This is a genomic window from Streptomyces sp. NPDC006372 (assembly GCF_040612515.1).
Taxonomy (GTDB): domain Bacteria; phylum Actinomycetota; class Actinomycetes; order Streptomycetales; family Streptomycetaceae; genus Streptomyces.
The window spans coordinates 19,575-29,676 of sequence record NZ_JBEXQJ010000061.1 but is presented as its reverse complement, the minus strand read 5'-3'; the positions used below and the strand labels follow the sequence as shown (position 1 = coordinate 29,676).

The following is a 10,102-nucleotide window of genomic DNA, read 5'->3' as shown; positions in this document are numbered from 1 at the left end:
GCCCGGCCGGCCCCCGCCGGGGTACGGCCGGGGTCCGGACCCCGGCCGGGCACCGCCGGCGTGTCAGATGGTCAGCAGGTCGTCCACCGAGCCCCGTCCGGCCAGCTCGGCCGTGGCCACGGCGCCTTCCTTCGCCGCCGCGTAACGGCCGCTGGTCAGCGCCCACTCGTAGTTGCCGTTGATCCAGTGCTGGATCGCCTCCACCCCCAGCCGCACCCCGTTCCGCTCCTCCTCGTCGAGCCGGAGCTCGTCGCACATCCCCGGAACCTGCTCCTGGAGTTCGAGGTACTCGTCGAGACGGGCGATCGTCATCCGGTACGCCTCGTCGATGGCGTCCTGCCACGAGCAGCCCCGCTCCCGGCGCAGCACCGCGATCAGGTTGTGGCCGTCGCCTCGGCGCTTCTCCCGTTCGAAGGAGTGGATGTCGTTCATGAACCCGATGGTGTCCGCGGCCAGGTCACGCATCCGCTCCATCACCGGATGCGCCATCGCCTGAGCGGGTACCTCGAAGCCGCGGCTGCGTTCGCCCGCGTCGATGCTGTGGTGGATGCCGACCGTACGGCGGCGGAACTCGGTGAACTCGTCGAGCCCCAGCGTTCCCTCCAGTCCCCGGGCGGCCAGGTCGACCTCCTCGCAGTGCGCCTCCAGGAACCGCCCCCAGGAGGCCGCGAAGCGCGTCTTCCATGTCAAGGACATGCCATTCGAAAGGTGTTTCCACACCTCCGCCCAGGCGAGGGTGATCGGGCACACCACACGGGGAGGAGTTCCGGCCGGCCGCAGGGGAGTGACGATCAGCTCCCGTGCGACCTCGGCTATCCGGTCGGCGCGATCGGGCCGGCCGGCATCGAACTGGTCGTCGAAGAGGAAGGCCAGCGAGAACCAGTTCATCAGGGTGACCATGTCGTCCGCCGACGCGTGCGGGTAGGTGCGGGCGGCGGCCTGGGGCAGGTCCCAGGACTTGTACTCCTCGAAACCGTCCCGGCTGTGGACCAGGCGCATCTCCCACACCCAGCGCAGATGGCGTGCCCGGGCGTACTCCAGATGCTCGCTGACGGGGGTGTCGAAGGGGAGGTCGAACCGGACGTCCTGAGGCATGTGCTTCCTTTCGGGAGACGGACCGCAGAGCCCCCCCGCCCCTGCGAACGAACGGCGTCAGAACCGCCCGCACACTCGAACTCGGCTTCGCAGTCCGAACCTTGAACCGAGAAGCGGTACGAGACTGCCCAAGGCGCGAATCAGCCATTCCGTAACACTGCCGTGATCTCCGTTACTGCCGAAAGCGCTTGAGCTGCGTATACTTCCTCCTCCCTCACCCGGCATCGGCCCGTCCGCCAGGCCTCCGCCGTCCCGGAACGTCACACTGGAGCACGTCCGCTGACGACGCTTCAGGAGGTTCACCGACGATGACGTCCGCGCCCGTACGCAGCGCTGAGCAGCGCAAGAAAGACACCCTGCACCGCCTGGACCACGACGTGGACGCCTGGGTCGCCACGGCCGACGGCGCGTCGGGGACGCCGTACCTCGTTCCGCTCTCCTTCCTCTGGAACGGCACTTATCTGTTGTTCGCCACCCCGGCGTCGAGTCCCACCGGGCGGAATCTGGCCGCGAGCGGCCGGGCCCGCATCGGAATCGGGCCGACCCGTGACGTCGTCCTCGTCGAGGGCACGGTCGAGACCGTCCAGCCGGGCGAGCTGACCGAGCAGGACGCCGAACTCTTCGCCGCCAAGACCGGGTTCGACCCCCGCCGGCTGTCCACGCCGTACCTCTACTTCCGCGTCGTACCGCGCCGGGTGCAGGAGGCCTGGCGGGAGGCCGACGAACTGGACGGCCGCGAACTCATGCGCGACGGAAGGTGGTTGACGGCCGACTGAATTCGCCGGGCCGGGATATCCGCAAAGTACAGGGCCGCGGGGCACCACCGCCCCGCGGCCGGGATCCTGCGGAGGAGACATGGCCCTGGTGAATGCGGGTGTTCTGGTGCTCGACTGTGCCGAGCCCGAGAAGCTCGCCGTGTTCTACAAGGAACTGCTGGAAGGGGAGGAGGCGGACGCGACCGCCAACCGGGTGGAGATCAGGACCGCCGACGGCTTCCGCATCGCACTGCGCCGGGACGTCAACGCCACTCCGCCCAGCTGGCCCCGCCCCGAGAACTCGCTCCAGGCGCATCTGGAGTTCGTGGTGGACGACCTCGACGCGGTGGAACGCCGGGTCGTCAGCCTCGGCGGACGACCCCTGGAGGCGAAGGACGCCTCGGGCCCCTGGGAGGAGCGCGGCTACGCCGACCCGGCCGGTCACTCCTTCACGCTGCGCCGCACCCCACCCACCGCGCCCAAGCAGGGCTGACGGCGACGGCGGCCCGGTTGCCGGACGTGCTCCTATGATCTCCGTATGGGCAACGAGAGCAGCCTGGACGCCGTCGACCGGGACATTTTGTTTCATCTGCGTCAGGACGGCCGACTGTCGAACGTCGAGCTGGCCAAGCGGGTGGGCCTGACGCCGCCTCCCTGTCTGCGCCGGGTCAAGCGCCTGGAGGAGGCCGGCGTCATCACCGGCTACCGGGCTCTCGTCGACCCCGGAGCGCTGGGCCGCGAGCTCGAAGTGCTCATCGACGTCGAGATCTACGCCCAGGACCGCAGGACGGTCGAGGAGTTCGAGACCACGGTGGCCTCCTACGAGGAGGTCATCGAGTTCCGGCGGATGTACGGGCGCCCCGACTACTTTCTCCGCGTCGCCGTGGCCGACCACACCGCCTACGAGGCCTTCCTGACCGGAAAGCTCAGCGGACTGCCCGCCGTCCTGCGTCTCGAGTCCCATCTCACCATGAAGACGATCAAGGTGAGCTGAGCGGGCGCCCGTGCCCCCGGGGCCCGCCCCGCCGCACCGGCCGGGCGGGCCCCGGCGCGTCGTCAGTCGCGGCCGCCCTTCTCGCCGGCCGGCCACGTACCGGTCGAACGTTCGATGGCCTTGGCGCCCGCACGGTCCACGGCGCTGCGCACCACGGCGAAGATGGCGCCCTGGACCGCGGCGGCCAGCAGGATCTCTCCCCAGCCGCGGTCCTGGTCCAGGGCGTCGGGGGCGTCCTCCTCGTGCCGGATCGCCATCCATGTCTTGCGGAAGGCGAGCCCGGCCAGCCAGCCGCTCGACCAGCCCAGCACGAACCCGAGGGGCTGGTAGGCGAGGGGCAGTTTCTTCTTCTTGGCCACGTGGATCTCCTAGGTCGATGAGAGGGGTGCCTCGCGGTGGTCAGGGGGTGCCCGCGGCCTGGATCCGCTCCTCGGGGCGGACCGGCCCGGGTGGGGTGCCGTCGCCGAACGGCCGGCCGCCCAGCTCCTCGCGGTGGTGCGGGGCGAGCCAGCCGGACAGGTCCGGTCCCAGGGGCACGACGCGGGTCGGGTTGATGCCCGTGTGCACCTGGTAGTAGTGCCGCTTGATGTGGTCGAAGTCGACCGTGTCACCGAAGCCGGGCGTCTGGTACAGGTCACGGACGTACCCCCACAGCACCCGGTTCTCCGCCAGCTTCCAGCGGTTGCACTTGAAGTGGCCGTGGTAGACGGCGTCGAAGCGGACCAGCGTGGTGAACAGCCGGATGTCCGCCTCGGTGATGGTGTCGCCGACGAGGTACCGCTGCCGTTCCAGCCGCCCCGCGACCAGCTCGAGCCGCCGGAACACGCCCGCGCAGGCGGCCTCGTACTCCTCCTGCTCGGTGGCGAAACCGGCCCGGTACACGCCGTTGTTGACGTCCTCGTAGACGTCCGCCATCACCTCGTCGATCTCGTCGCGGTGCTCGCGCGGGTACAGGTCGGGCGCCCCGTCCCGGTGCAGGGCCGTCCACTCGGTCGCGAGATCGAGCGTCAGCTGCTGGTAGTCGTTGGTGACCAGCTTCCCGCTGGGCACGTCCACGACCGCCGGGACACTGACACCGCCCGGACAGTCCTTCTCCCGCCGGTCGTAGGCCTCCGCCAGATAGCGGATCCCGAGGACCGGGTCGCGGCCGTCCTCGTCCAGCGTGAAGCGCCAGCTGCGGTCGTCCTGGATCGGGTCGGCGACGGCCAGGGACAGCGCGTCCTCCAGGCCGAGCAGCCGCCGGGAGACCAGCGACCGGCTCGCCCACGGGCAGGCGCGGCTGACGACCAGACGGTAGCGGCCGGCCTCCACCGGCCAGCCGTCCCGGCCGTCCGCCGTGATCCGGTCCGTGAAATGCGCCTTGGACCGCTTGAACGCCCTCCTTCCGTAGGCACTGTTGCCGTCGTCGCCGTCGTCGCGGCTCATGGGGGTGACCTCCTTGCCGTACGTGTGCCCTGGTGAACGCGTTCCCCGTTTTCCGCGGACGGCACGGTGTGAGCACCGCCGACCGGGGCAATCGGCGGAGGTGACTGAAGAAGGATCTGATCGCAGGACACGCGTCACCGTGCTGGTGGCCCTCGCAGCCAACCTGGTGATCGCGGTCGCCAAGGCCGTCGGTGGATTGCTCGCGGGTTCACCCGCACTGCTGTCTGAGGCTGCCCACTCGGTGGCCGACAGCCTGAACGAGGTGTTCCTGCTGGCCGCCCTGCGCCGCAGCCGCCGCCCCGCCGACCGGCGCCATCCCTTCGGCTACGGCAAGGAGCGGTTCTTCTGGTCGCTCCTCGCGGCCGTCGGGATCTTCGTCATGGGCGGCTGTTTCTCCTTCTTCCAGGGCTTCGAAGCCCTGGCCAACGGAGCGGAGGAGGAACTGAGCGGCTATGTGGCCGGCCTGATCGTGCTCGGCATCGCCCTCCTCGCGGAGGGCGCGTCTCTGCTGCGCGCGCTGTACCAGGTGCGCCGGCAGGGCGGCAGGGCCGGACTGCGGGACCCCGCGCTGCGCACGGTCGTCGCCGAGGACGGCACGGCGGTGCTCGGCGTCACGCTGGCCATGGTGGGCATGGCGCTGCACATGGTCACCGGCCAGGTGGTGTGGGAGGCGGCAGCGTCCCTCGCGATCGGCGGGCTGCTGGTCTACGTCGCCTACCGGCTGGGCCGTGACGCGCGTGACCAGCTGATCGGTGAGGCCGCCGACCCGGAGGCGAGCGGGCGGATCCGGTCGCTGCTGCGGGCACAGCCCGAGATCGACAGCGTGGAGGCTCTCTTCACGATGAAGACGGGGCTCGACACGGCCCTCGTGGCGGCCCGGGTGGACCTGGTGCCGGGCCTGGACAGCGAGCGGGTCGAGGAGGTCGCCGTCCGCATCAAGCGCTCCATCGCCCACACGGTCCCCGAGGCCGACCAGATCTTCCTCGACGTCACCGACCGCCCCGCGCGCGAGACAGCAGAAAGCCCCGCCGCGACGGGGGAACGCGGCGGGGCCTGACCTTCGCGTGCCCCGCCGCCGGAGGTTCATGCACCCCCGAGGAAAAAACTTCCCAGGCGCCCCGGCCACTGCCCCGGAACTTGGCACACCGGCCTCTCGGACACCGGCCTGCGGCTGCCGGGGAGCCCACCGTCGGGGGAGGCCAGGGGGCGATCAGCCGGGGTCCGGCCGACGTAACGCCCCGAATAGTCACCCGCCCTCGGTCGGCTCCAGCACGAACACCGGGATCTCCCGGTCCGTCTTCTTCTGGTAGTCGGCGTAGGCCGGATACGCCGCGACGGCGCGTTCCCACCACTCCGTCTTCTCCTGGCCCGTGATCTCACGGGCGGTCATGTCCTGCTTGACCGGGCCGTCCTGGAGCTCCACGTGCGGGTCGGCCTTGAGGTTGAAGTACCAGACGGGATGCTGCGGTGCACCGCCGAGGGAGGCGACCACGGCGTAACGCCCCTCGTGTTCCACCCGCATCACCGGTGTCTTGCGCAGCTTGCCGCTCTTGGCGCCGCGCGAGGTCAGCACCACCACCGGCATCTTCGAGCCCTGGAGGGTCGTCCCCTCCGTACCGCCGGAGCTCTCGTACAGCTCCACCTGCCTGCGCACCCACTGCGTCGGGCTGGGCTCGTACTCACCCTCGAGAGGCATGGCATCCGTCCCATCGTCGTGTCCGTCGTGTCCAGAACTGACTGGCACATCCTTCAACACCCGTACCCCCGGTAATCATCCGGCGGCGCACCTTCACCCCGGTGCCACCGCCATCCGCACGGCCAGCACCGTCATCACCCCGCTCGCCACCAGTGCCGTCGCCAGCCGTCCCCCGCGACCGGTCAGCGCCCGGCCCAGCAGCGCACCGCTCCCGGCGAGCAGGACCTGCCAGCTCGCGGACGCGGCGAACGCGGCCACGACGAACACACCCTGTTCCAGGGCACCGGCCGGGCCCGTGGCCCGGGTGCCGAGCACCAGCGCGGCGAAGTAGATCACGGTGGTGGGGTTGAGCAGCGTGATGCCGAGCAGCCCCAGGCAGGCCCGGCCGGGACCCGGGGGAGCGGTGGACGTGCGTGTGGCGAGCCGGTGGCCGCGGTACTCGCGCACCGCGCCGGCGGCGCCCCACGCCGCCGGCCCGAGCAGCACCAGCACACAGACCCAGCGCAGCGGTCCGAGCACCGGCCGCAGCGCACCGGCCAGGGCCGTCCCCCCGAGCGTGGCCGCGAGGGCGTACAGCCCGTCGGCGGTGGCGACGCCCAGCGCCGCACAGACACCGGTGCGAAGGGACGTACGGGCGGTGAGGGAGACGAGGTACGTCCCGACCGCGCCGACCGGGACGGCGATGCCGTACCCGGCGAGCAGCCCCGCGACGAGCGCGGCCGTCATGCGCGCGGCGGCGTCGGCCCTCCACGGCGGCCGGACTGCTGCTGTCGGCGCGCTGCGGAAGCGGCGGCGGACAGCGGCAGGAGACCATCGAACGTAGGCATGGCTGGATCCTGGGGGCCGCCCCGCCGTACCGGCAACCGGTTTTAGACCCCTGCCGGCCCGCCCGCCCCGCGACGCCGCCCGCCCCTCCCGGGAGAACGGCCGCTCACCCCCGCCGTTCGAACTGGCAGACGGCGCTCCTCGGCCAACCTGCACGCCACCACCAATGTGGCCGAACTTCCCGTCGTCCCTTAGATGCCTGGGGCATCTAATGAAGATCGGCACGAAGCACACTTCGTCTGCGAGGTCTTCATGACGGACACGACCGCACCCGTCGCCTTCCCCCAGAGCCGGACCTGCCCCTACCACCCGCCCGCCGCCTACGAGCCGCTGCGCACCGAGCGCCCCCTGACACGCATCTCCCTCTTCGACGGCCGCGAGGTCTGGCTGGTCAGCGGGCACGCCACGGCCCGCGCACTGCTCGCCGACCCGCGCCTGTCGTCCAACCGCGACCGGCCCGGCTTCCCTTCCCCCACCGCCAGATTCGCCGGGATCCGCAACCGCAGGACGGCCCTGCTGGGTGTCGACGACCCCGATCACCGCGCCCAGCGGCGGATGGTCGTCGGGGACTTCACCCTCAAGCGAGCCGTCGAACTCCGTCCGCGCATCCAGCAGATCGTGGACGAACGGCTCGACGCGATGATCGCCCAGGGCCCGCCCGCCGACCTGGTGAGCGCCTTCGCGCTGCCCGTGCCGTCCATGGTGATCTGCGCCCTGCTCGGCGTCCCCTACACCGACCACGACTTCTTCGAGACCCAGTCGCGGCGGTTGCTGCGCGGCCCGGAGACCGCCGACGTGATGGACGCCCGGGACCGGCTGGAGGAGTACTTCGGCGAACTGATCGATCGCAAGCGCACGGACCCGGGCACCGGCCTGCTGGACGACCTGGTCCAGCGGCAGCTGAGCGACGGCACGCTGGACCGTGAGGGCCTGATCGCCATGGCGCTCATCCTGCTGGTCGCGGGCCACGAGACGACCGCCAACATGATCTCGCTCGGCACCTTCACCCTGCTCCAGCACCCCGAGCGGCTCGCCGAGCTGCGCGCCGACCCGGAACTGATGCCGGCCGCGGTCGAGGAACTGATGCGGATGCTGTCGATCGCGGACGGCCTGCTCCGCCTCGCCGTCGAGGACATCGAGGTGGCCGGGACGACGATCCGCAAGGGCGACGGCGTGGTGTTCGCGACGTCCGTCATCAACCGCGACGAGACGGTCTACCCCGACCCGGACACGCTCGACTTCAACCGCTCCGCCCGGCACCACGTCGCGTTCGGCTTCGGCATCCACCAGTGCCTCGGGCAGAACCTCGCCCGCGCGGAGATGGAGATCGCCCTGCACACCCTCTTCGACCGGCTGCCCACCCTGCGCCTGGCGGCCCCGGCCGAGGAGATTCCCTTCAAGCCGGGCGACACGATCCAGGGGATGCTGGAACTCCCCGTGACTTGGTAAGAGGCTTCCTCCCATGGATATCGACATCGACAAGGACGTATGCATCGGCGCGGGGCAGTGCGCCCTGACCGCGCCGGACGTGTTCACCCAGGACGACGACGGCATCAGCGCCCTGCTGCCGGGCAGGGAGGACGGCGGCGGCAGCCCGCTGGTGCGGGAGGCGGCCCGTGCCTGCCCGGTGAGCGCCATCACCGTGTCGGAGACCGTGAGCTGACGCGATCTCACGTCCGGCGGGCCCGGAGGAGTCGCTAGGGTTTCCGGGATGACCGAACAGGCCGCCCGGAAACCCTTCCTCTACGTCGTCGTCTGCGCCGCCGGCATCGCCGCGGACGTCAGCAAACTGATCACCGCCGCGCAGGAGCGGGACTGGGAGGTCGGCGTCCTCGCGACGCCCGTCGCCATGAACGGCTTCTTCGACACCGCGGCGATCGAAGCCCAGACGGGCCGCCCGATCCGGTCGGCTTGGCGCACCCCGGGCGAGCCGCGCCCGTTCCCGGCGCCCGACGCCGTGGTTCTCGCGCCCGCGACCTTCAACACCGTCAACAAGTGGGCGGCCGGGATCGCCGACACCCTCGCCCTGGGCACCCTCTGCGAGGCCGCGGGCCTCGGCGTGCCGGTCGCCGTCCTGGCCTGTGTGGCCGACGCCCTGGCCGCCCACCCCGCCTACCGGGACAGCCTCGAACGGCTGCGGGGCATGGGCGTGCGGTTCGGGGAGCCGTACACCGGAGAGCCGGGAGCGGACGGCGGACGCCCGGAGTTCGGCTGGGAACGGGCACTGGACCTGCTCGAACGCGACTGACGCCCGGTCGGTCCCGGCCTGCCGTCGAGTGCGCACGAGCACGTACGCTCCCTTTGGCAACCCTCCCGAAGGCAGGAGCAGCGACGATGCAGTACGTGAAGCTCGGTTCGACGGGCCTGGACGTCTCGCGGATCTGTCTGGGGTGCATGACCTACGGCCTGCCGGACCGGGGCCGGCACGAGTGGACCCTCGACGAGCAGGCCTCACGGCCGCTGATCCGCCAGGCGGTCGAGGCGGGGATCAACTTCTTCGACACGGCGAACGTCTACTCCGACGGCACCAGCGAGGAGATCGTCGGCCGGGCCCTGCGCGACTTCGCCCGCCGCGACGACATCGTGCTCGCGACGAAGGTGCACGGCCGGATGCGGCCCGGGCCGAACGGCGGCGGGCTCTCCCGCAAGGCGATCATGACCGAGCTCGACCAGAGCCTCACCCGCCTCGGCACCGACTACGTCGACCTGTACCAGATCCACCGCTTCGACCCGCACACCCCGGTCGAGGAGACGATGGAGGCCCTGCACGACGTCGTCAAGGCGGGCAAGGTCCGCTACATCGGGGCGAGTTCGATGTACGCGTGGCAGTTCTCCAAGGCCCAGTACACCGCGCGGCTCAACGGCTGGACGCGCTTCGTGTCGATGCAGAACCACTACAACCTCCTCTACCGCGAGGAGGAGCGCGAGATGCTGCCCCTGTGCGCGGACCAGGGCGTCGGCGTACTGCCCTGGAGCCCCCTCGCGCGCGGCCGTCTCACCCGTGATTGGGGCACCACGACCGAGCGCAGCGCCACCGACACCTTCGGCAGCAACCTGTACCAGGAGGGCGACCGCACCATCGTCGAGGCGGTCACCCGCATCGCCACCGACCGTGACGTACCCCGCGCCCAGGTGGCCCTGGCCTGGCTGCTCCACCAGAGCACGGTGACCGCACCCGTCGTCGGAGCGTCGAAGCCCCGGCATCTGGAGGACGCGGTGGCAGCTGTGGAACTCCAGCTCAGCGACAAGGAACTGGAGGAACTGGAGAGCCCTTACACGGCACACCCTGTCGCGGGTCACTGAATCGCCCCG

Annotated in this window: 13 protein-coding genes; 8 read left to right on the top strand and 5 right to left on the bottom strand. The window is 70.9% G+C overall.

Annotated features, from left to right (window positions below; translation table 11 throughout):
* Positions 1-63: 63 nt before the first annotated feature.
* Positions 64-1,095, bottom strand: a complete 1,032-nt coding sequence (locus tag ABZ016_RS41480) for a 7-epi-alpha-eudesmol synthase (protein ID WP_356921964.1) — start codon at positions 1,093-1,095, stop codon at positions 64-66.
* A gap of 308 nt (positions 1,096-1,403) precedes the next feature.
* Between ABZ016_RS41480 and ABZ016_RS41475 the strand changes: the two genes are divergently transcribed.
* The 3 genes from ABZ016_RS41475 (at position 1,404) to ABZ016_RS41465 (ending at position 2,844) form a co-directional block, all read left to right on the top strand.
* Positions 1,404-1,871: a pyridoxamine 5'-phosphate oxidase family protein gene (locus ABZ016_RS41475; RefSeq protein WP_356921963.1), complete on the top strand. Its 468-nt coding sequence runs from the start codon at positions 1,404-1,406 to the stop codon at positions 1,869-1,871.
* 79 nt (positions 1,872-1,950) lie between these two features.
* Entirely contained in the window at positions 1,951-2,343 is a 393-nt protein-coding gene (locus ABZ016_RS41470) for a VOC family protein (RefSeq protein ID WP_345664010.1), read from the top strand.
* 45 nt (positions 2,344-2,388) lie between these two features.
* Entirely contained in the window at positions 2,389-2,844 is a 456-nt protein-coding gene (locus ABZ016_RS41465; RefSeq protein ID WP_356921962.1) for an Lrp/AsnC family transcriptional regulator, read from the top strand.
* Between the two features lie 62 nt (positions 2,845-2,906).
* Here the strand turns inward: ABZ016_RS41465 and ABZ016_RS41460 are convergent, their stop codons facing one another.
* Both ABZ016_RS41460 and ABZ016_RS41455 read right to left on the bottom strand, forming a co-directional pair.
* A complete protein-coding gene (locus ABZ016_RS41460) occupies positions 2,907-3,203 on the bottom strand; it encodes a DUF4235 domain-containing protein (protein ID WP_356921961.1) in 297 nt (98 codons plus the stop codon).
* Between the two features lie 40 nt (positions 3,204-3,243).
* Positions 3,244-4,269 (bottom strand): glutathione S-transferase C-terminal domain-containing protein, encoded by a 1,026-nt coding sequence (locus ABZ016_RS41455; protein WP_356921960.1) that lies wholly within the window; start codon positions 4,267-4,269, stop codon positions 3,244-3,246.
* Between ABZ016_RS41455 and ABZ016_RS41450 the strand changes: the two genes are divergently transcribed.
* The gene (locus ABZ016_RS41450) at positions 4,268-5,326 is read left to right on the top strand and encodes a cation diffusion facilitator family transporter (RefSeq protein ID WP_356921959.1); all 1,059 of its coding nucleotides are present in this window, start codon (positions 4,268-4,270) and stop codon (positions 5,324-5,326) included. The genes ABZ016_RS41455 and ABZ016_RS41450 overlap by 2 nt on opposite strands.
* 189 nt (positions 5,327-5,515) lie before the next feature.
* Here the strand turns inward: ABZ016_RS41450 and ABZ016_RS41445 are convergent, their stop codons facing one another.
* The gene (locus ABZ016_RS41445) at positions 5,516-5,965 is read right to left on the bottom strand and encodes a nitroreductase family deazaflavin-dependent oxidoreductase (RefSeq protein WP_356921958.1); all 450 of its coding nucleotides are present in this window, start codon (positions 5,963-5,965) and stop codon (positions 5,516-5,518) included.
* A gap of 93 nt (positions 5,966-6,058) precedes the next feature.
* Positions 6,059-6,691 carry a LysE family transporter gene (locus tag ABZ016_RS41440; RefSeq protein ID WP_356921957.1) on the bottom strand — a complete coding sequence of 211 codons (633 nt, stop codon included), beginning with the start codon at positions 6,689-6,691 and terminating at the stop codon, positions 6,059-6,061.
* Between the two features lie 351 nt (positions 6,692-7,042).
* Here ABZ016_RS41440 and ABZ016_RS41435 point away from each other — a divergent pair, with 351 nt between their 5' ends.
* The 4 genes from ABZ016_RS41435 to ABZ016_RS41420 all read left to right on the top strand — a co-directional run bounded on the left by ABZ016_RS41435 (position 7,043) and on the right by ABZ016_RS41420 (position 10,093).
* Positions 7,043-8,239: a cytochrome P450 gene (locus tag ABZ016_RS41435; RefSeq protein ID WP_356921956.1), complete on the top strand. Its 1,197-nt coding sequence runs from the start codon at positions 7,043-7,045 to the stop codon at positions 8,237-8,239.
* A gap of 13 nt (positions 8,240-8,252) precedes the next feature.
* Positions 8,253-8,453 (top strand): ferredoxin, encoded by a 201-nt coding sequence (locus ABZ016_RS41430; protein WP_003994870.1) that lies wholly within the window; start codon positions 8,253-8,255, stop codon positions 8,451-8,453.
* Between the two features lie 48 nt (positions 8,454-8,501).
* The gene (locus ABZ016_RS41425) at positions 8,502-9,038 is read left to right on the top strand and encodes a flavoprotein (RefSeq protein ID WP_356921955.1); all 537 of its coding nucleotides are present in this window, start codon (positions 8,502-8,504) and stop codon (positions 9,036-9,038) included.
* 86 nt (positions 9,039-9,124) lie between these two features.
* Entirely contained in the window at positions 9,125-10,093 is a 969-nt protein-coding gene (locus tag ABZ016_RS41420) for an aldo/keto reductase (RefSeq protein WP_356921954.1), read from the top strand.
* The last annotated feature ends 9 nt before the right edge of the window (positions 10,094-10,102 follow it).

Coding starts and splice junctions, on each gene's coding strand:
- ABZ016_RS41480 (WP_356921964.1), bottom strand. CDS start 1,095: ATGCCTCAGGACGTCCGGTTCGACCTCCCCTTCGACACCCCCGTCAGC.
- ABZ016_RS41475 (WP_356921963.1), top strand. CDS start 1,404: ATGACGTCCGCGCCCGTACGCAGCGCTGAGCAGCGCAAGAAAGACACC.
- ABZ016_RS41470 (WP_345664010.1), top strand. CDS start 1,951: ATGGCCCTGGTGAATGCGGGTGTTCTGGTGCTCGACTGTGCCGAGCCC.
- ABZ016_RS41465 (WP_356921962.1), top strand. CDS start 2,389: ATGGGCAACGAGAGCAGCCTGGACGCCGTCGACCGGGACATTTTGTTT.
- ABZ016_RS41450 (WP_356921959.1), top strand. CDS start 4,268: ATGGGGGTGACCTCCTTGCCGTACGTGTGCCCTGGTGAACGCGTTCCC.
- ABZ016_RS41455 (WP_356921960.1), bottom strand. CDS start 4,269: ATGAGCCGCGACGACGGCGACGACGGCAACAGTGCCTACGGAAGGAGG.
- ABZ016_RS41445 (WP_356921958.1), bottom strand. CDS start 5,965: ATGCCTCTCGAGGGTGAGTACGAGCCCAGCCCGACGCAGTGGGTGCGC.
- ABZ016_RS41440 (WP_356921957.1), bottom strand. CDS start 6,691: ATGACGGCCGCGCTCGTCGCGGGGCTGCTCGCCGGGTACGGCATCGCC.
- ABZ016_RS41435 (WP_356921956.1), top strand. CDS start 7,043: ATGACGGACACGACCGCACCCGTCGCCTTCCCCCAGAGCCGGACCTGC.
- ABZ016_RS41430 (WP_003994870.1), top strand. CDS start 8,253: ATGGATATCGACATCGACAAGGACGTATGCATCGGCGCGGGGCAGTGC.
- ABZ016_RS41425 (WP_356921955.1), top strand. CDS start 8,502: ATGACCGAACAGGCCGCCCGGAAACCCTTCCTCTACGTCGTCGTCTGC.
- ABZ016_RS41420 (WP_356921954.1), top strand. CDS start 9,125: ATGCAGTACGTGAAGCTCGGTTCGACGGGCCTGGACGTCTCGCGGATC.